The following is an 18,893-nucleotide window of genomic DNA, read 5'->3' on the forward strand; positions in this document are numbered from 1 at the left end:
CTTAATCAGGTTTTTTCCAGCGCAGTACCCCCAGCGAGACAAGACCAGCGACGAGTCCCCAGAACGCCGAGCCTACTGAGAAAAGCGTCATGCCCGAAGCGCTAATCAGAAAGGTGATCAAAGCGGCTTCGCGGTCTGCCGGTTCGGCCATTGCCCGACTCAAGCCATCTGCAATCGAGCCGAGCAATGCCAGGGCAGCAACCGACAACACCAGAGCGCCGGGAAGGGCGAGGAACAGAGTAGTCAGACTTCCGGCAAACAGGCCGATCAGGCAATAGAATAGCCCGCACCATAGGGCCGCGGTGTAACGACGCGCTGGGTCAGGATGCGCTTCGGGCCCGGTACATAGAGCCGCGCTGATAGCGGCGAGATTGATGCCGTGCGATCCGAATGGAGCGAGCAGCAGCGACGCCAGGCCGGTGGCAGACAGTAACGGGGAAGCTTTGACCTCATAACCGCTAGCGCGTAAAACCGCCATGCCTGGCAGGTTCTGCGATGCCATGGCTACGATATACAACGGTAGCCCGATGCTTAACAGTGCTGTGAATGATAGTTGCGGCGCCGTCAGGGTGGGCAAGGTCAACGCCCAATCAACTGCCGGCAAGGAAAACAGGTTATTAAAATAGGCCAGTACTGACCCCGTGAGCAAGGCGCTCAGCACGGCATAGCGCGGCGACCATCGCTTGCCAAGCAGATAACTGCCGAACATCCCGAGCACCAGTAGTGTCTGATGCTCTATTGCAACGAAGATTTCGCTGGTGATACGAAACAGAATGCCCGCCAGCAACGCAGCGGCGAGCGAGGCGGGTAGACGCCGGATCAATCGTTCAAAACTTCCGGTGAGGCCCGTTACAAGCAGCAGAACGCCGCAAAACAGAAAGGCGCCAATGGCCTCGGCGAAGGCAACATTTGGCAAACTGGTAATCAACAGCGCAGCACCGGGTGTAGACCATGCCACCACGATCGGCGCGCGATAGCGCAGCGATAGGCCGATCGTGCACACAGCCATCCCGATCGATATCGCCCAAACCCACGATGCAATCCTGACGTCGCTCAAGCCCGCGGCTTGCCCGGCCTGGATGATGAGCACCAAAGAGCTGCTGTAAGCGGTAAGCATGGCAACGAAACCGGCCGTGATACTCGACAAGCTGCTATCGGCGAGAACGCGCTGGAAGCTTGCTTTCGTTGATATGGTTGAGTTCATGACGGAGTGAAGGGTAGTGGAACAAGGCGACCAGCGTAACGCAGTCAGGCTCACCGGTTTCCATACAGTGGCGTAAAAGAACAATCGCTACAGTTTGGCTGCCCACTCGAACAAACGACAGGCACAAAAAACCGGGCACTGGGCCCGGTTCAGGTGTGCGGCTCTACAGAGCTCTAGAACTCCATCGTGGCTGAGAGCCAGAGGCGACGGCCTTCTTCTAGAGTGCCATCGGTAGAGCGACCCGACTGGATATAGTCTGAAGCCCAGCCTGTGGCCCCGGTGCTGGTTGTGTAATAACTGCCGGTAGTGAAGTCTTTCCCGAAGGCGTTGTAAATTGTCGCGTTGAGGGTGACCTGTTCTGACGCTTTGAACGAACCACCCAAGTGGAATACTTCATATGCCTCCAGATCGCCCGCGGCATCATAAAGCGCCTGATTGGCTGCATTCAGGTTCTCATAACGATCCGTAAAGCGCGCCCTATCTCCCCGGTATTCGCCTTTGAACCATAGATTGACACGCTCGGTCGCAGCCCAATTCAACCGAGCAAAAAACAAGTGCTCGGGTGTGTTGGTTAGTGGTTGGCCTTTATTATCCCCACTTCGTTGCTCGCTGTCGGTGTAGGTGTAGTTCGCGCTGACACTCCAGGCTGGGGCGAATTGCCAGCGTCCGCTTAACTCTACGCCTTGGGTAATCGCTTCCCCAATGTTGATGCTTTGGCCAAATTCATCCTGAGTAAATCCACTGCCATAGCTGATACAACCAGGCAAGCCGGGAGATTCCGCGGAGAAACAGTTCGGGAGTGGTGTGCCATCATCGATTTTGTCGTCAAACTTGTTGTGAAAGATGGTCGCATTAGCGTTGAAGTTGTAAAGGTTATCGTAATAAACGCCGAACTCGGTGTTGGTCGTAACTTCCGGTTCCAGGTCCGGGCTGCCAATGGTCAGAATCGTACCCTGACCAGAAACGCCAGTGATGCCGTCATGCAGCTGGTTCAGTGTGGGGGTCTTGTAACCTTGGCTAACGCCACCCTTGAGCGTCCAGGTATCAGTAGTATTCCAGACCAGATAAGCACGGGGACTAAAGTTGCCGCCGAATGCCTCGTGATCTTCATAACGCCCACCCAATGTCAGGGCAAGATCGTCGCGTAGCCGCCATTCATTCTCTGCGAAGAGAGCCCAGGATTTCTGCTCGAAGTCCTCATCAGCGATTCCATCCGTGACCTCAGCGTCCCACCACTGCCCACCAACGGTCAGAATGTGCGACTGACCAAGCGGGGCGGTCAATTTGGTATCGAAAATAAGATCGGTGGATTTCAGCTCCCGATCTTCGCCACCAACGATTTCGGGATAGCCAGCATAAGGATCGCCAATAGTGCCCGGGATAGTCCGACCCAAAGTTTCAGTGGTGTTATGAGTAAAGCTACTATTCAGGGTGCCGAAGCCCAGTCGACCAGTATGAGACACGGCGACCTGATCGCGCTCAAAGCGCAGCTCATCGCTGTACCCATTGGCTACAGTCGGCGCCTCTTCATCGCAGCCGTTGACTGCGCTGCCGCCGGTGCGGCCGTCCAGATTGCCCAGTTGACAATTGTCATTGTTATAAACCTGTTTACCCTGCTCGACATCCAGAATGAAGTCATGATCGGCATTAGGCGTGAGGGATAGCCGAGCCCCTACGTTGTAGTTTCGCCCTTCAACTGGCGATGCCCCACGACGGCTAACCGCTGTATCATTATCGAATGCCAGGTCAGATTCAGCTCGGTCATAAATACTTCCTTTTACCGCAAGGCCCAGCAAGCCATCTATCAAAGGACCGCTTGTGTAAAGGCTGGTATTACTTGAGCTGCCATAGTCACGGTCTTCCTGGAAGGTATGATCGACTGTAACGGACGTGCCCCAGTTATCTGCAACTTTACGTGTGATGATGTTGACTACCCCACCCATCGCATCGGACCCGTAGAGGGTAGACATTGGTCCTCTGATTACTTCGATACGTTCGATGGCTGACATGGGCGGCATGAAACTGGTGGAAGTTTCGTTGAATCCGTTCGGAGTGACGTTCCCCGCTGTATTCTGACGTCGGCCGTCAATGAGAATCAGCGTGTAATCGCTGGGCATGCCGCGAATGCTTATATTCAGCCCGCCGGTCTTACCTGTGCCTTGTCTAATATCAACCCCTTCAACCTCATCGAGGGCTTGAGCCAGGTTGCTATAGCGTTTTTGCTGTAACTCTTCCCGACTAATCACACTGATACTCGCAGGCGCCTCGGTGATCTTCTGCTCAAACCCTGACGCGGTGACAACCGTGTCGGACAATCTCACTGTGTCTTCGTTGGCCGTTGCAATGCTACTCGCCAGCATTGCAATGGAACCGACGAGCGCGAAGGGAACTGCGTGACCGCGGGGATTTGAAAGCATTTAAGGCTCCTTGGTGGGTTTCGCTCGGGCTGCCTAGTGAACGATAATGATTCTCAAACAGTGGTGCACTTTAGGAGTATTCGCATTGAAATTCCAGTGCAGATTATGAAACTTTCCATCCAGGAATCCGGTACGGAGCGTTTATTCTGGTTAAATTGTTACAAAACAGCAGCTTAACGTCCTGGTCTATATTGGCTTATGCATTTTAGTCATAACGATAATCAATGCTAATTGACAGGCGTTCACATTGACTGAAAAAATCGGGGGCTGCAGTGACCGATGCCAACTGACAGTCGATCGTGATTGGGTCGAGGATTCGGTTGTAGCAGGTGCGCATCATTCCTAAGCGGGGGCTACTTCCTAATATGGTCATGCACGATTTCAACGAGTTGACCGTTTTTGCTGCGGTGGTTGAGCAGGGTGGGTTGACCCAGGTCTCTGCCAATCTTGGCCTGCCCAAATCCACCTTGAGTCGCCGTATCAGCCAGCTTGAGGCACGCGTTGGTCAGCGCCTGTTGCTAAGGCAATCGAACCGGATGCTGCCTACTGAAGCAGGCAAGCTGTTCTACAACTATTGCCGTCAACTGCTTGATCTGGCTGCACAGAGCCAGCACTTGCTGGATGATTTGAAAGAAGAGATCAGCGGCCCTTTGGTTCTGAGAGTGCACAACGCATTCGAAAGGGGCTGGTTGCCAGCGGTCCTCGACAGATTCCTGGATACCCATTCCGGCGTAACGCTCGAGCTGTCTGTCACAAGCCTGCAGCCCGAACAGTCCGACGACACAGTAGGCGATCTGTGGTTGTGGCTCGGGGGCGACACCTTTCATGGGCTACGCAACGAACCACTGGGACGCTGGACCAGTGGCCTCTACGCCAGCCCTGAGTTCGTCAGGGCCAACGGGCTGCCGACACACCCCCATCAATTAGCTATGTATCCGTGGGTGGATGTACTGGAAGGAACGGGCGACCCGGTGCGTCTGCAGAGCACGACTCAGGGCGAATATCATTTCACCCCGAAACCGTCGCGACTCAAGGTCGACAGTCTGGTCCTGCAGGCGGATTGTCTGGTACGGGGACAGGGCATCGGCGTGCTTCCCCTTTGGTACGCGGAGAAGTATGAAAAGGCTCATCCAGGCAGTCTTGTCCGCTGTCTGGATGAGTGGAACCCATCGGAACAACCCATCAACCTGCTCTACAGTTTCGGTAAGGCACCGAAAAAAGTGACGGCGCTGGTGGAATGGTTACGTCACCATATGCCGCCGTCATGGGAGCACTGAAACTAGTTGAACCCATTATTTCAGGCGGCGCTCAATGCCCATGTGCACAAGAATCTTGGCTGAAATCTCCTCGACCGAGAAGTGCGTTGAGTTGATATAGTTGATGTTCTCTTTGCGAAACAGGTTTTCGACTTCGCGTACTTCGAATTCACATTGAGCGAAGCTGGCGTAACGGCTATTGGGGCGTCGTTCGTTGCGAATGCTCGATAGGCGTTCCGGATCGATGGTCAGCCCAAACAGTTTTTGTTTGTAGGGGCGCAGGGAGGCGGGCAGTTGCAAGCGCTCCATGTCGTCTTCGGTCAACGGGTAATTGGCCGCACGAATCCCGTATTTGAGTGCCATATAAAGGCAGGACGGGGTCTTGCCGCAACGCGATACACCGACAACGATCAGATCGGCCTCATCATAATGCTGAGTCCGAGCGCCGTCATCGTTATCCATCGCGAAGTGGACGGCATCAATGCGGTCCTTGTAGTGACCGTTGTGCTGTATTGAATGTGATTTGCCGACTGAGTAGGACGACCCGTCGCCAAGCTCCATTTCCAGCGGGGCGAGGAAGGTCGCAAAGATGTCGATCATGTAACCGTTTGAGCGGGACAGCTCTTCGCGAATCTCGCGATTGACTACTGTATCGAAGATGATTGGCCGCGCGCCATCCCGCTCGGCAGCTGCATTGATTTGTTGTACCATGTCGTGCGCTTTTTCGATGGTGTCTACATACGGGCGCAACAACTTGGTGAAACTGATGTTCTCGAACTGTGAGAGCAGGCTCTGGCCAAGGGTTTCGGCAGTTATGCCTGTGCCATCTGAAATAAAGAAAGCGGTGCGTTTCATGCGCTTAGCCTTAAGAAGCGGTGTTGGCTGGGTGCAGCGATTGGGTGTAGCAATATAGAAACCTGAGGTTCATTAGCAGCATTGTGGCGCATTTGTAACATGCAGGCCAGATGGTCGGCCCTATGCGTATCGCTCAATTCAATGGAATTACGGAGAGATCACCTTGTTAGAGTACGTAGTGTCCTTCGAACAACTGGGTGCGGGAGACGTTGAACGCGTCGGCGGCAAGAACGCCTCGCTTGGGGAAATGATCAGCAACCTGGCGCATGCCGGAGTATCGGTCCCCGGCGGTTTCGCCACCACAGCAGATGCCTACCGCGACTTTCTGGAGCAAAGTGGTCTGAACGAGCGTATTCACGCCGCCCTGGACGCCCTGGATGTAGATGATGTTAATGCTCTGGCCCAGACTGGTGCGCAGATCCGTCAGTGGGTGATGGACGCGGAATTTCCCGAGCCGCTTGATGCTGCCATCCGCACGGCCTTCGCCGAACTGTCTGCCGGCAACGACAATCTCGCCGTTGCGGTTCGCTCTTCTGCCACGGCGGAAGATCTTCCCGACGCTTCCTTTGCCGGGCAGCAGGAAACCTTCCTTAATATCCGCGGCGTGGATAACGTGATCCGTGCGGCCAAGGAAGTATTCGCTTCGCTGTTCAACGATCGCGCTATTGCCTATCGGGTTCACCAGGGCTTTGACCATAAACTGGTCGCCTTGTCTGCTGGCGTCCAGCGGATGGTGCGCTCCGAAATCGGCACTGCGGGCGTGATGTTTACGCTGGATACTGAATCCGGTTTCCGCGATGTCGTCTTCATCACCGGCGCCTACGGCCTGGGTGAAACGGTAGTGCAGGGCGCGGTCAACCCTGACGAATTCTATGTGCACAAGCCGACTCTTGAAGCCGGACGCCCCCCGATACTGCGTCGCAATCTGGGCAGCAAGGCGATCAAGATGGTCTACGGCGAAGTGGCGAGCGCAGGTCGCTCGGTCAAGACAGTTGAGGTCGACAAGACTGATCGCTCGCGCTTCTGCCTCAGCGATGAAGAAGTCATCGATCTGGCTCGCCAGGCACTTATCATCGAGAAGCATTACGAACGTCCGATGGACATCGAATGGGCAAAGGACGGTGATGACAACAAGCTGTATATCGTCCAGGCTCGTCCTGAAACGGTGAAGAGTCGTGCCAGCGGTAACGTGATGGAGCGTTATCTGCTCAAGGAGAAGGGCAAGGTACTGGTTGAAGGCCGCGCAATCGGCCAGCGTATCGGTTCGGGCCCGGTCAAGATCGTTGACCACATCTCGCAGATGGACAAGGTCATGCCCGGAGACGTGCTCGTATCTGACATGACTGATCCGGACTGGGAGCCTGTAATGAAGCGGGCCAGTGCCATTATCACCAATCGTGGCGGACGCACCTGCCACGCGGCGATCATCGCGCGCGAGTTGGGAATCCCGGCAGTCGTTGGCTGCGGTAACGCGACCACCGAGCTGAAAGACGGGCAGAACGTGACGGTATCCTGCGCTGAAGGCGACACTGGCCTGATCTATGACGGCGAGCTGTCCTTTGATGTGCGGACCAACAGCGTCGATGCGATGCCACCGCTACCCTTCAAGATCATGATGAACGTGGGCAACCCCGATCGTGCGTTTGATTTCGCCAATCTGCCCAACGCCGGCGTTGGCCTTGCGCGCCTGGAATTCATCATCAACCGTATGATCGGCGTGCATCCCAAGGCTCTGCTCAATTTTGCGAGTCTGCCGAGCGATGTAAAAGACAGTGTCGAGAAGCGAATTGCCGGCTACTCCGATCCTGTCGACTTCTATGTCGAGAAACTGGTTGAGGGGGTCAGTACCCTGGCCGCTGCGTTCTGGCCGAAAAAGGTCATCGTGCGGTTGTCCGACTTCAAGTCCAATGAATACGCCAACCTCATCGGCGGGCGCTTGTACGAGCCTGAAGAAGAAAACCCCATGCTGGGTTTCCGTGGCGCTTCGCGTTATATCAGCGACTCCTTCCGTGATTGCTTCGAGCTCGAATGCCGTGCAATGAAGCAGGTTCGCGATGTCATGGGGCTGACCAACGTCGAAATCATGGTGCCGTTCGTTCGCACCGTGGGCGAAGCCAAACAGGTGGTTGAACTGCTCGGCGAGAACGGCCTGAAGCGTGGAGAAAACGGCCTGCGGCTGATCATGATGTGCGAACTGCCAGCCAACGCATTGCTTGCCGAAGAATTCCTCGAGCACTTCGATGGGTTCTCCATTGGCTCCAACGATCTCACCCAGCTTACGCTTGGCCTGGACCGCGATTCCGGCATCATTGCCCATCTGTTTGACGAGCGTAACGCGGCGGTCAAGAAGCTGCTGGCAATGGCCATATCCGCCTGCACCAAAGCTGATAAATACATCGGTATCTGCGGGCAGGGTCCCTCGGATCATCCTGATCTGGCGCGTTGGCTGATGGAGCAGGGCATCGAGACCATGTCTCTGAATCCTGATTCTGTAATGGACACCTGGTTCTTCCTCGCGGAACAAAACGCCTGATATGACTCAAGGAGACTCCATGCACTACATCACTCCGGATCTGTGTGACGCCTATCCAGACGTCGCTGTCGTCGAGCCCATGTTCAGCAACTTTGGCGGCCACGATTCATTTGGCGGCGAGATCGTCACGGTGAAATGTTTTGAAGACAACTCCGTGGTGAAGGAGCAGGTCGATCAGAACGGCACCGGCAAAGTAATGGTTGTCGACGGGGGCGGCTCGCTACGCCGCGCCTTGCTCGGCGATATGCTAGCCGAAAAGGCCGCCCGCAATGGCTGGGAAGGCATCATCGTGTACGGGTGCGTGCGCGATGTAGATGTTCTGGTGCAGACACCACTGGGGATTCAAGCGCTCGCCAGCCATCCGATGAAAACCGACAAGCGCGGGATAGGCGACCTGAATGTACCGGTTACCTTCGGCGGAGTGACGTTCCGTCCAGGTGAATATGTGTATGCGGACAACAACGGGATCATCGTTTCTCCAACCGAACTGAAAATGCCCACCTGACGTAGACAATCGTTCTGAAATTCAATTGCGGGACCGGCATTCGAATGGTGACACCGTTCGGATGTCGAGCGTCTTTGCATAGCTTGTTGTCGGCAGCCGATGGGCCCTGACCGTGGCGGCAGTCAACAGCTTTTCAGAAGCCTTAAGCAGTGTGTGAAGGTTTCCGGCTATTCATCGATGCGAGGTCACTATCGTGGACGATCCCTTTGAACATCAGTTGCGCAACCTCATGCGTAATGCCGAACAGCAGCGTCCAGTCAGCTCCGATAACGAGCGACTCGAACGGGTGCTGCATAAAGCACATATACATGGCGGTATATTCGACTTGCTGAGCCTCTTCGCGCGATGGGCCTGGGTCCTCACCGAAGGGGTAGACAAAGGCATTCAACACAGACGGCCGGTACGGCGCAGCAACGATTCCTCCAAACAAGCGAGCGAGTAAATCATGGAATTTGATACCTGGAGGCAAAGCTTCGTTGCAGCCATGACCACCCTGTGGAGCAAAATTGCGTCCTTTGTTCCCGATCTGATCGCCTCGCTGCTCATCGTATTGCTTGGTTTTGTGATCGCTAAGGTCGTTGACGCATTATTGAGCAAAGGGCTGGCCAAGCTGGGTCTGGACCGTCTGATGACCGGTGCCGGAGTCACCAAGCTGCTCGGCAGAATCGGTATTTCCTCACCGGTTTCTTCTGTTGTAGGCAAGATAGTCTACTGGTTTATCGTTCTGACTTTCGTGGTGTCTGCTGCCGAGACGCTGGGCCTTGCCCGGGTTTCCTCGACGCTCGATGCATTCGCGTTGTATTTGCCTAAAGTGTTCGGCGCCGCGCTGATTCTGTTGGCAGGCCTGTTGCTGTCGCACCTGGTCAGTGGCGTCGTCCGCGGCGCCGCTGAAAGCATCGGTGTCGATTATGCAGGAGGGCTAGGTCGTTTCGCCCAGGGTCTTCTGGTAATAATCACTGTCTCTCTGGCCATCGGTCAGCTGCAAATCGAAACCGGCTTGCTCAACACAGTGATTGCCATTGTTCTGGTCTCCTTCGGACTTGCCGCAGCATTGGCGCTAGGTCTGGGCAGCCAACAGATAGTCGCTCAGATCATTGCCGGCGTATATGTACGCGAGCTATACCAGGTGGGGGATCGGATTCAGGTAGGCGGCGTTGAGGGCGTGATTGACGAGATCGGCACCGTTAAGACGTCTCTGGTTGATGATAGCGGGGCGGTAATCTCCCTATCCAATCGTGTTTTGCTGAACGAACGGGTCTCCCGATAACCATCCCGCGTGCAAACCAACCCACTTAGCGACCCACCCGTTTTGAATGATTCTGGCCCATCAAGCAGTCGATATACTCCTGCCGATCTGTCGGACGAGGAATTGGTCCTACGCGCCAAACGTGAATTGCTTCACACGACAGTGGCTTATGAAGAACTCATGAGGCGCTATCAAAGAACACTATTTAACGTTTGTGCGCGATATTTGGGGAACGAAAGGGATGCGGATGATGTCTGTCAGGAGGTAATGCTAAAAGTGTTACATGGGTTGAAACAGTTTGAGGGTAAGGCAAAATTCAAAACATGGCTTTATAGCATTACATACAATGAGTGCATCACACAGTATCGAAAAGAGAAACGTAAGAAGCGACTCTTCGATGCGCTAAGTCTGGACTCTCAGGAGGAGGCTCAGGAAGAACCCGAGCCCCTCGCAGGTAGTGGTGGGCTGGACCGCTGGCTGGTTCATGTGAACCCGGTGGATCGTGAAATTCTTGTGCTACGCTTTGTAGCAGAGCTTGAATTTCAGGAGATTGCCGACATCATGTACATGGGATTGAGTGCTACGAAGATGCGTTATAAGCGTGCGCTGGAAAAACTCCGCAAGCACGTGGAAATGCCGTTTTGAAACTCTTTCTATGATGGTGTTGCGTTGTCTGTATACTCACGCCTGTGTTTTGCCGAGTTTGCGCAAACCTAACGTCCGAATGGATTAAACGGGGATTCAAAGATGAGATTGAAAAACACTGTAGGTATCGTTGTTGGCGCCGTAGTAGCTGCCTCCACAATGCCAGTTATGGCTCAGAGCGCCGGCTCTGTTGAGGCGGAAGCATTTGCCAAGCGTTACTTCACCGACAGCATCCATGATCTGGATGACGGCACTCTGGTCGGTGGTAGCCTCGGTTACTTTGTGAGCGACAACGTCTCGTTGAACCTCGGCCACGGCGTGTACAAGAGCCTGGAAAGTGAAGCAGCCGGTTTCGAAGGCGACGACATCGACGGTCGCATGACTCACCTTGAGGCCATCTATCACTTCGGTCAGGGCGCAGTACGTCCTTACCTGTCCGGTGGCGTAGCCCATCAGGAACTCGACCAGGTTGGTACTGGCAGCCGCGACAAAACCAGCATGATCCTGGCTGGTGCCGGTGTTAAAAATTATCTGAACGAAAACTTCTTCGTACGCGCAGGCGTCGACGTGATGCACGGCCTGGATCACGACAACACCGAGTGGATGGCGGGCGTCGGCCTGGGTCTGAATTTCGGTGGTGCTGCTGCACCTGCTGCTGAGCCAGCGCCGGCTCCAGCTCCTGCTCCGGCTCCAGCTCCTGCGCCAGAACCCGAAATGCAAAACGTTCGGGTTGAACTCGACGTCAAATTTGATTTCGACGAGGCTACTATCCGTCCTGAATTCCGTCAGGATATTCAGAGCCTGGCAGAGTTCATGAACACCTATCCGTCAGTAACTACCACGGTTGAAGGTTACACTGACTCCATCGGTACCGAGCAGTACAACCAGGATCTGTCACAGCGTCGTGCAGCCTCTGTACGTCAAGCTCTGATCGATGAAGGTGTTGAAGCTGACCGTATCGACTCGGTCGGTCATGGCGAATCCAACCCCATCGCTGACAACGATACTGCTGAAGGACGTGCGATGAACCGCCGCGTTGAAGCAGACGTAGAAGCAGAGGTTGAAGTTCGTTAATAGCGAGCTCGACAAAAAACCCGGTCAAATGACCGGGTTTTTTTATGCGTAATCGGGAAGGCAGTTAACGCCAGGGAAGCGCATGCGAAAGTCATCCGGCATGGGCATTACTTTTGATGTAGCAAAATGATAGAAAACGAAACCCGACTTTGCCAAGGCAACGAGTTCACCGTTGCGTGCTTTGGTTATCCGAAAGATGATATCGCCCCCGTATCTATTCAGATCCATCAGGCCAACTTCAAATATCAATGTATCTCTGGCAAAAGCCGCCGTGCGGTAAGTTGTCGCCAGGTCAGTCACAATGATACCGACTTCGTTTTCACCTACTTCTTCGATGCCGAACTGATATAGGAAGCGGGCGCGCGCTTCCGAGATCATGGAGATCATCGAATCGTTCGCCAGATGCTTGCCCGCGTTGATATCGGTAATCCTGACTGTCAACTGGGTGGTGAAATAGAATTGTTTTTCCGGGAAATGAAGTATCAAACGGGACATAGATAACCTTGCGCTGCGATCGCCCTGACGATTGGACGAGTCGACAGGGGAGGAATGGATGAAAGCGCACGCATTGTACGCGACCAGACGGTCACAAAACAGCTACAAAAAAGGCCACCCGAAGGTGGCCTTTCTACACCCGGGCCTAAGCCCGACGACCGGTCTTAGAACTGGTTCATGGTGTTGTCTTTACCGCCAGCTTTCAGTGCAGCTTCACCAGCAAAGTATTCTTTGTGGTTGTCGCCAATGTCCGAGCCAGCCATGTTCTGGTGCTTGACGCAGGCGATGCCCTGACGGATTTCCTGACGCTGAACGCCCTTGACGTAGGCCAGCATGCCTTCGTCTGCGAAGTACCCTTTTGCCAGGTTGTCGGTAGACAGCGCAGCAGTGTGGTAAGTCGGCAGAGTGATCAGGTGATGGAAGATACCTGCTTCGCGGGAAGCATCCTTCTGGAAGGTACGGATCTTCTCGTCAGCCAGTTTGGCCAGTTCGGTTTCGTCGTACTCGACGCTCATCAGCTTGGCGCGGTCGTATGCAGAAACATCTTTGCCTTCTTCCTGCATGGCATCGAATACCTGCTGGCGGAAGTTCAGAGTCCAGTTGAACGACGGGCTGTTGTTGTAAACCAGTTTGGCGTTCGGTACGACTTCGCGGATACGGTTAACCATGTCGGCGATCTGGCCCACGTGTGGCTTCTCGGTTTCGATCCACAGCAGGTCAGCCCCGTTCTGCAGGCTGGTGATGCAGTCCAGCACGACGCGGTCTACACCGGTGTCCTTGCGGAACTGGAACAGGCCGGAAGCCAGACGCTTTGGCTTGAGCAGCTTGCCGTTGGCCTTGATGACTACGTCACCATTCTGGATGTCGTCAGCGCTTTCGATGTAATCACCGTCCAGGAAGCTGTTGTACTGGTCGCCCAGGTCGCCTGGCTCGTTGGTGACAGCGATAGCCTTGGTCAGGCCAGCACCCAGGGAGTCGGTACGGGCAACGATCACGCCGTCGTCAATGCCGAGCTCAAGGAATGCGTAACGCACGGCATTGATCTTCGCCAGGAAGTCGGAATGCGGAACAGTTACCTTGCCATCCTGGTGACCACACTGCTTCTCGTCAGAAACCTGGTTCTCGATCTGGATACAGCACGCACCGGCTTCGATCATTTTCTTGGCCAGCAGGTAGGTAGCTTCCGGGTTACCGAAGCCAGCATCGATATCGGCGATGATCGGCACAACGTGAGTTTCGAAGTTGTCGATCTTGGCCTGAAGTTCAGCTTCCTTGGATTTGTCGCCAGCTTTGCGGGCTTCGTCCAGGTCGACGAACAGCAGGTCCAGTTCGCGGGCATCAGCTTGACGCAGGAAGGTGTAAAGCTCTTCGATCAGACCGGAAACGGAAGTCTTCTCATGCATGGACTGGTCAGGCAACGGGCCGAAATCGGAGCGCAGCGCGGCAACCATCCAGCCGGACAGGTAGAGGTAGCGCTTGTTGGTTGTCTTCAGGTGCTTCTTGATGGAGATCAGCTTCTGCTGACCGATGAAGCCGTGCCAGCAGCCCAGCGACTGAGTGTAGGCATTGGTATCGGCGTCGTACTCGGCCATGTCTTTGCGCATGATGGCGGCGGTGTACTTGGCGATGTCCAGACCGGTTTTGAAGCGGTTCTGGAGGCGCATGCGAGCAGCGTATTCCGGGTTGATGGCGGCCCAGGTGCTACCTGCGGCTTCTGTTACCGCGGCAATAGCCTTGATCTCGTTTTGGTAAGCTGACATGGTCAATCCTTCAAAGTTTGCGTTTGGTTCTGCACGATTTGTCGACCTGAACCCGCCGTGGGCGACAGTCTGAACAGTTGTAGCAATAACGAAGAAGCAATCGGAATGAAGGCAGCGCGGAGGAGAGGGGTGACGAACAGGTGGATGACGTACGTCTGCTATTCAGCCAGGCAGTTGCTTGACCTTGCAGCGTGGTGGTTCCGTCATTCAGGCTGATACGTTTGAATCGCTTCCCCGTCCCTCAGGACAACTTCGTTCCAGTCGCAACCTCGTCAAAATGCCTTGTGGGCTGTTAAGACACGCATCGGTCCTTTGGTATCGGAGCCGATCGGGAACCCTTCGCAGGGTCCTGGCTAGCGGGAGCGGGGCAATAATGCGACTTGCCAGAGGATAAGTCAACTTGCATGTAGTGATTATTTCGTTGCACTACAGAATTGCGAAAAAGTTCAATCAAGGCGTTCAATCATGAGCCGTATGCTGCCCGAATCCTCTTGCCGGGTGGTTGTACGCCGACCGATATCGCGGCTCTCTGCTGTTTCGGCGTCCCCTAACGCACCTACCGTCACCCATTCGCCCAACCGGGCAGTGATCTGCGTATTGGTGTGCCGTGTGTCGATACGCTGGTTATCATTGCGGTTCATCCGGTCATCGTTTGCTTCAAGACTGATCGTTGCCATATCGCCGTTCAGGCGAACGGTTGCGTAGAAGCCTTGCGTGACATCGCGATAATGGGTTTGCTCGACGATCTGTCCGTATGCATCCATGGACCGTGTCGCAAGCGGTACGCTGTGACCGCTCTGGATAAGAACAGGGTACCCCTCATTAGCGGTAATCTGCCGCACGCCGTCTGCTGCGCTGCGCGTTTCCCGTCGTATGATTCGCCCACGGTTGTGTTCGCCAGGAGTGCCAATCACAACGCTCCCTGTTTCTGAACCAAACCGACCATCGATGCGATGCCCGTGGCTTCGACCCGTAACGTTCGTATTGCTTGCCACACTGATTTTCAGGCGTGCGGGTTTGCGGTCAAGATCCGCGATGAGGTTGCGAATATCCTCGATTCGTTCGGGTTCAGCACGCACGATCAGCTGGCTGCCATAGGCGGAAAGGCGTTCGTCGTCTTGCAGCATCGGCTGTATCACCGGGATAAGCGATTCTGCCAAGCCATAATTGAGCGGGATGACTTCGGTAGTCGGTGCCGCAGCGACTACCGAAGCGGCCAGCCATAGCAGGAGCGTACTGCCGCGCAGGAAACGTCCACATTGCTTCATAAGATGAACCTGCGAAAGGCGGGGTCGCTCTGACTGCTCGACCACAGTTCGTCGAACAGGCCGCCGTGGCGCTTTACCTGGTCGCGGCTGTTATAGCGGGCAAATCCGTCGCGCTTGACGGCCCTGGGTAGCAGCAGGATTCCTGCATCGTCGGCCAGCAGGAAAACCCGTGGATCCGGCGCCAGGTCCGGATGTTGTTTCCGGACTTCGCAATAACTGGGGAAACGATGCATAAGCCCAACGATACTGTGTCCGCCAAGCAAATCCTTGCTGACATTCTGCACCAGAACCCGAATGCGCGCTTTGGGGTTGCTGCTGATCAGTGGCTTACAGCTTTCCATGAATGCGCGCTGATTGAATAGCCACATTGCTTGATCAATCGCGTAGATGGTCAGACTGCGCCGCGCCTGCAAGGCGAGGTTACAGGCATGCTCAAGCGCGTTCTGTTCGTCAACAGCCACCAGGTCCGGCTCAACGCCCAGGCGCTGCGGCTGGGGATGCTCCATGATGGGCCGCGCTGGTTCGGGCGGGTTGTGGATTGCAAAGCGTCCGGGAGAAATGAACTCGATCGGCGCCATCTCGTCTGCCGCGTTGTTATTACTACGCCAGATCATGCGGTGATGGGCGATGCCCGCCTCGAGATACTCACCAGACTCGACCACAAAACCCAGCCCCCGGTAGAAGTCCATTGCGTAGGTCTGGGCTGAGAGTTTCAATGTCTCCATCCCTGCGCCGCGAGCATGATCCATAACCGCCAGCATAAGCGCCTTGCCAAGCCCGGTGCCGCGCCAGTCCCGCATAACCGCTACGCGGCCGATATGGCCATCAGGGAGCAGGCGAGCGGTGCCGGCTGGCTGGCCCTTTGCACACAACAGGAAATGCACCGATATGGCATCGTCGGCGTCCCATTCTTCATCGGCTGGGATGCATTGTTCTTCGATGAACACAGCGCGCCGAATATCGCGCAGCGATTCACAGCTGAGCCAGTCGACTACCTCAATGGTGACGTCATTCCTCATCATCTCCCTCCAGCAGGAGGTCTCCCTTGTTGAGCAATTGTTCCACTAACATCCAACCTCCAGTGTCGGCCCGCCACTGGAGCAGGCGCTCGGCGTCCAGGTAGTCCTCATTGCAGACTAGTTGAACCAGCGGCAACAGGGAAGCAGGCAGCACGCAATGCTCGCCGCTGGCGAAGAGCACCAGCTGGTCATCTTCGACACGGTAGGCGAGGCGGGCGCTAGGATTGCGAACCAGGCCGTAGCCCTGGCTCAACACTTGCGCCAGCTCGCCAGGTTCCTGTGCGGCCGGCTGAAGCAGTTCGGGGTACCGCGGCTCGGTCATGAAACGACCGAACCATATAGCCAGAGCGGTTCTGTCATTGGCCGCTTCAAGCAGAATCTCGCGCAGTCGGTCCACCGCAGCGTCATCGATTTCAGCAGGATTGCCCGGGACCTGTTGGCCGGCGTCGCTGTAACGTTGTTGCTCACTCAGATGCTGGCCAAGGAAATCCGTGTAATGCACCAGCACTTCATGGTGACTGGGTGCGCGGAAGCCGATCGAATAGGTCATGCATTCGTCTTCGGCGATACCGTAATGCGCCACACCTGGCGGGATATAAAGCATATCTCCGGGGGCCAACACCCATTCTTCCTGCTGCTCAAATTCACGCAGGATCTTGAGGTCGGGGTTGTCGAGCAGGGCGGTATCAGCGTCACAACGTTGCCCCAGCTTCCAGCGCCGGTGCCCTTGTCCCTGCAGCAGGAACACGTCGTAGTTGTCGTAATGCGGTCCAACACTGCCACCGGGCGTGGCATAGCTGATCATGACGTCGTCAAGCCTCCAGCTAGGCAGGAAACTGAACGCTTTCATCAGGTCGGCTACGTCCGGGACGAACTGGTCGACCGCCTGTACCAGCAGGGTCCAGTCCTGCTCGGGAAGCGTGCGGTAGTCGTCATCGGTAAACGGGCCACGGCGTAGCTCCCAGGGGCGCTCCCCATGTTCAAGGACGATACGCGACTCCACTTCGTCTTCAAGCGACAGGCCGGCAAGCTCATCAGCGGATAGCGGATTCTCGAAATCAGCGAAGGCCTGACGTACAAGCAACGGTTTTTTCTGCCAGTAGTCACGCAAAAAAGTTTCGATGGAGATATTGCCAAGAGGTGAAGCGTGATCGGGGGATGCCATGTTTAATACCTGTAACTTAAAACGCCCGGGGGCGCCGGGCGTATAGGAAAAGCGGGAAGGGCTAACGCCTGGAGGGGCTCAGATGCGCTTCGCCTGATCCACCGCGTTACCTATGTAGGAAGCAGGCGTGAGCGCCTTGAGTTCCTGCTTGGCCGCAGCGGGTATTTCCAGGGCATCGACGAACTGTTGTAGCGCGTCCGGCGTGATGCCTTTGCCGCGCGTCAGCTCCTTCAACTTCTCATAGGCATCCGGAACGGCATATCGACGCATCACTGTCTGGATGGGCTCGGCCAACACTTCCCAGCAGTTGTCGAGATCATTAGCTATCTTCTGAGCATTAAGCTCCAACTTACTGATTCCCTTGATAGTTGACTCGTAGGCAATGACGCCATGAGCGAAGCCCACGCCCAAATTACGCAGTACCGTTGAATCAGTCAGATCCCGCTGCCAACGGGAGATCGGAAGCTTGCTTGCCAGATGCTGGAGAATGGCATTGGCGATTCCGAGATTGCCTTCGGAGTTTTCAAAGTCGATCGGATTGACCTTGTGCGGCATCGTCGACGATCCGATTTCGCCCGCAACGGTCTTCTGCTTGAAGTAACCAAGCGAAATATAGCCCCAGATATCACGATCAAAATCGATGAGGATGGTATTGAAGCGGGCCACCGCGTCGAACAGCTCGGCGATATAGTCGTGCGGCTCGATCTGCGTCGTGTAAGGGTTGAAGGTGAGACCGAGAGTCGTCTCAATAAAGCTCTTAGCGTTAGCTTCCCAATCGATCTGCGGATAGGCCGACAGGTGAGCGTTATAGTTACCCACTGCGCCGTTGATCTTGCCCAGCAGCGGCACGGCCTCGACCTGGCTGATCTGCCGTTCCAGTCGATATACAACGTTCGCCAGCTCTTTGCCCAGCGTGGTGGGCGAGGCTGGTTGGCCGTGGGTGCGGGAAAGCATTGGAACGTCCGCGTACTGTTTGGCCAAGCCGCGAATGTCGTCGGCAATACGACGCATCAGTGGGAGCAGAACCTCATCCCGACCGCTGCGCAGCATCAGCGCATGGGACAGATTGTTGATGTCTTCGGAGGTGCAGGCAAAATGAATAAATTCATTAATTTCCTGTAGTTCCGGAAGATTTTTAACCTGTTCCTTTAGCAAATACTCCACTGCTTTTACATCGTGATTGGTGGTGCGTTCGATTTCCTTGATGCGCTCGGCGTGCTCAAGCTGGAAGTCATCCACCAGGCGGTCCAGCAATTGATTTGCCTGTTCGGAGAAGGGGCCTACCTCGGGCACACCCGGGTGTGCAGCCAGACATTGGAGCCAGCGGACCTCAACCTGAACGCGGAAGCGGATGAGCCCGTATTCACTGAAAATACTGCGCAGGCTGGCGGTCTTGCTGCCGTAACGGCCATCAACCGGAGATACGGCGGTGAGGGAGGAGAGTTGCATAG

At 55.4% G+C, this 18,893-nt stretch carries 16 protein-coding genes; 7 read left to right on the forward strand and 9 right to left on the reverse strand.

Translation table 11 applies throughout. From position 1 onward, the window contains the following. Window position 1 precedes the first annotated feature (1 nt). Entirely contained in the window at window positions 2–1,204 is a 1,203-nt protein-coding gene (locus FZE95_RS14415; RefSeq protein WP_150301572.1) for a benzoate/H(+) symporter BenE family transporter, read from the reverse strand. A 173-nt stretch (window positions 1,205–1,377) separates the two neighbouring features. Then, window positions 1,378–3,621, reverse strand: coding sequence for a TonB-dependent receptor domain-containing protein (locus FZE95_RS14420; RefSeq protein ID WP_150301573.1), 2,244 nt, complete (start codon window positions 3,619–3,621; stop codon window positions 1,378–1,380). Between the two features lie 371 nt (window positions 3,622–3,992). Between FZE95_RS14420 and FZE95_RS14425 the strand changes: the two genes are divergently transcribed. Continuing rightward, entirely contained in the window at window positions 3,993–4,898 is a 906-nt protein-coding gene (locus tag FZE95_RS14425; protein ID WP_150301574.1) for a LysR family transcriptional regulator, read from the forward strand. A 15-nt stretch (window positions 4,899–4,913) separates the two neighbouring features. On the opposite strand, the gene ppsR is transcribed toward FZE95_RS14425, so the two are convergent. Beyond that, window positions 4,914–5,732: a posphoenolpyruvate synthetase regulatory kinase/phosphorylase PpsR gene (gene ppsR / locus FZE95_RS14430; RefSeq protein WP_150301575.1), complete on the reverse strand. Its 819-nt coding sequence runs from the start codon at window positions 5,730–5,732 to the stop codon at window positions 4,914–4,916. A 163-nt stretch (window positions 5,733–5,895) separates the two neighbouring features. Here ppsR and ppsA point away from each other — a divergent pair, with 163 nt between their 5' ends. The 6 genes from ppsA (at window position 5,896) to FZE95_RS14460 (ending at window position 11,735) form a co-directional block, all read left to right on the forward strand. After that, window positions 5,896–8,265, forward strand: coding sequence for a phosphoenolpyruvate synthase (gene ppsA, locus FZE95_RS14435; protein ID WP_150301576.1), 2,370 nt, complete (start codon window positions 5,896–5,898; stop codon window positions 8,263–8,265). 19 nt (window positions 8,266–8,284) lie between these two features. Further along, window positions 8,285–8,770: a ribonuclease E activity regulator RraA gene (gene rraA / locus FZE95_RS14440; RefSeq protein ID WP_150301577.1), complete on the forward strand. Its 486-nt coding sequence runs from the start codon at window positions 8,285–8,287 to the stop codon at window positions 8,768–8,770. 193 nt (window positions 8,771–8,963) lie between these two features. Next, a complete protein-coding gene (locus FZE95_RS14445) occupies window positions 8,964–9,212 on the forward strand; it encodes a CrfX protein (protein ID WP_150301578.1) in 249 nt (82 codons plus the stop codon). Between the two features lie 3 nt (window positions 9,213–9,215). Then, window positions 9,216–10,037, forward strand: a complete 822-nt coding sequence (locus FZE95_RS14450) for a mechanosensitive ion channel family protein (RefSeq protein ID WP_150301579.1) — start codon at window positions 9,216–9,218, stop codon at window positions 10,035–10,037. Between the two features lie 42 nt (window positions 10,038–10,079). Continuing rightward, window positions 10,080–10,661, forward strand: coding sequence for an RNA polymerase sigma factor SigX (gene sigX, locus FZE95_RS14455; protein WP_150301580.1), 582 nt, complete (start codon window positions 10,080–10,082; stop codon window positions 10,659–10,661). A gap of 102 nt (window positions 10,662–10,763) precedes the next feature. Further along, the gene (locus tag FZE95_RS14460; RefSeq protein WP_150301581.1) at window positions 10,764–11,735 is read left to right on the forward strand and encodes an OmpA family protein; all 972 of its coding nucleotides are present in this window, start codon (window positions 10,764–10,766) and stop codon (window positions 11,733–11,735) included. 42 nt (window positions 11,736–11,777) lie between these two features. Here the strand turns inward: FZE95_RS14460 and FZE95_RS14465 are convergent, their stop codons facing one another. The 6 genes from FZE95_RS14465 to purB all read right to left on the reverse strand — a co-directional run bounded on the left by FZE95_RS14465 (window position 11,778) and on the right by purB (window position 18,891). Beyond that, the gene (locus FZE95_RS14465; protein WP_150301582.1) at window positions 11,778–12,230 is read right to left on the reverse strand and encodes an acyl-CoA thioesterase; all 453 of its coding nucleotides are present in this window, start codon (window positions 12,228–12,230) and stop codon (window positions 11,778–11,780) included. 164 nt (window positions 12,231–12,394) lie between these two features. Beyond that, a complete protein-coding gene (locus tag FZE95_RS14470) occupies window positions 12,395–13,990 on the reverse strand; it encodes an isocitrate lyase (RefSeq protein WP_150301583.1) in 1,596 nt (531 codons plus the stop codon). A gap of 446 nt (window positions 13,991–14,436) precedes the next feature. Beyond that, window positions 14,437–15,258: a secretin N-terminal domain-containing protein gene (locus FZE95_RS14475; protein ID WP_150301584.1), complete on the reverse strand. Its 822-nt coding sequence runs from the start codon at window positions 15,256–15,258 to the stop codon at window positions 14,437–14,439. Continuing rightward, window positions 15,255–16,280 carry a GNAT family N-acetyltransferase gene (locus FZE95_RS19975; RefSeq protein ID WP_150301585.1) on the reverse strand — a complete coding sequence of 342 codons (1,026 nt, stop codon included), beginning with the start codon at window positions 16,278–16,280 and terminating at the stop codon, window positions 15,255–15,257. Before FZE95_RS19975 ends, FZE95_RS14475 begins: the two co-directional genes overlap by 4 nt. After that, window positions 16,267–17,442 (reverse strand): ribosomal protein uL16 3-hydroxylase, encoded by a 1,176-nt coding sequence (locus FZE95_RS14485; protein ID WP_150301586.1) that lies wholly within the window; start codon window positions 17,440–17,442, stop codon window positions 16,267–16,269. The genes FZE95_RS19975 and FZE95_RS14485 overlap by 14 nt, the downstream gene beginning before the upstream one ends. Window positions 17,443–17,520: 78 nt before the next feature. Beyond that, entirely contained in the window at window positions 17,521–18,891 is a 1,371-nt protein-coding gene (gene purB / locus FZE95_RS14490) for an adenylosuccinate lyase (protein WP_150301587.1), read from the reverse strand. Window positions 18,892–18,893 lie beyond the last annotated feature (2 nt).

The sequence above is a fragment of the Pseudomonas profundi genome, assembly GCF_008638305.1.
In the GTDB taxonomy this organism is placed as follows: Bacteria; Pseudomonadota; Gammaproteobacteria; order Pseudomonadales; family Pseudomonadaceae; genus Halopseudomonas; species Halopseudomonas profundi.

Bases quoted from the DNA above. Each gene is read 5' to 3' on its own strand.
- FZE95_RS14415 (WP_150301572.1), bottom strand. From the start codon at position 1,204: ATGAACTCAACCATATCAACGAAAGCAAGCTTCCAGCGCGTTCTCGCC.
- FZE95_RS14420 (WP_150301573.1), bottom strand. From the start codon at position 3,621: ATGCTTTCAAATCCCCGCGGTCACGCAGTTCCCTTCGCGCTCGTCGGT.
- FZE95_RS14425 (WP_150301574.1), top strand. From the start codon at position 3,993: ATGCACGATTTCAACGAGTTGACCGTTTTTGCTGCGGTGGTTGAGCAG.
- ppsR (WP_150301575.1), bottom strand. From the start codon at position 5,732: ATGAAACGCACCGCTTTCTTTATTTCAGATGGCACAGGCATAACTGCC.
- rraA (WP_150301577.1), top strand. From the start codon at position 8,285: ATGCACTACATCACTCCGGATCTGTGTGACGCCTATCCAGACGTCGCT.
- FZE95_RS14450 (WP_150301579.1), top strand. From the start codon at position 9,216: ATGGAATTTGATACCTGGAGGCAAAGCTTCGTTGCAGCCATGACCACC.
- FZE95_RS14460 (WP_150301581.1), top strand. From the start codon at position 10,764: ATGAGATTGAAAAACACTGTAGGTATCGTTGTTGGCGCCGTAGTAGCT.
- FZE95_RS14465 (WP_150301582.1), bottom strand. From the start codon at position 12,230: ATGTCCCGTTTGATACTTCATTTCCCGGAAAAACAATTCTATTTCACC.
- FZE95_RS14470 (WP_150301583.1), bottom strand. From the start codon at position 13,990: ATGTCAGCTTACCAAAACGAGATCAAGGCTATTGCCGCGGTAACAGAA.
- FZE95_RS14475 (WP_150301584.1), bottom strand. From the start codon at position 15,258: ATGAAGCAATGTGGACGTTTCCTGCGCGGCAGTACGCTCCTGCTATGG.
- FZE95_RS19975 (WP_150301585.1), bottom strand. From the start codon at position 16,280: ATGATGAGGAATGACGTCACCATTGAGGTAGTCGACTGGCTCAGCTGT.
- FZE95_RS14485 (WP_150301586.1), bottom strand. From the start codon at position 17,442: ATGGCATCCCCCGATCACGCTTCACCTCTTGGCAATATCTCCATCGAA.
- purB (WP_150301587.1), bottom strand. From the start codon at position 18,891: ATGCAACTCTCCTCCCTCACCGCCGTATCTCCGGTTGATGGCCGTTAC.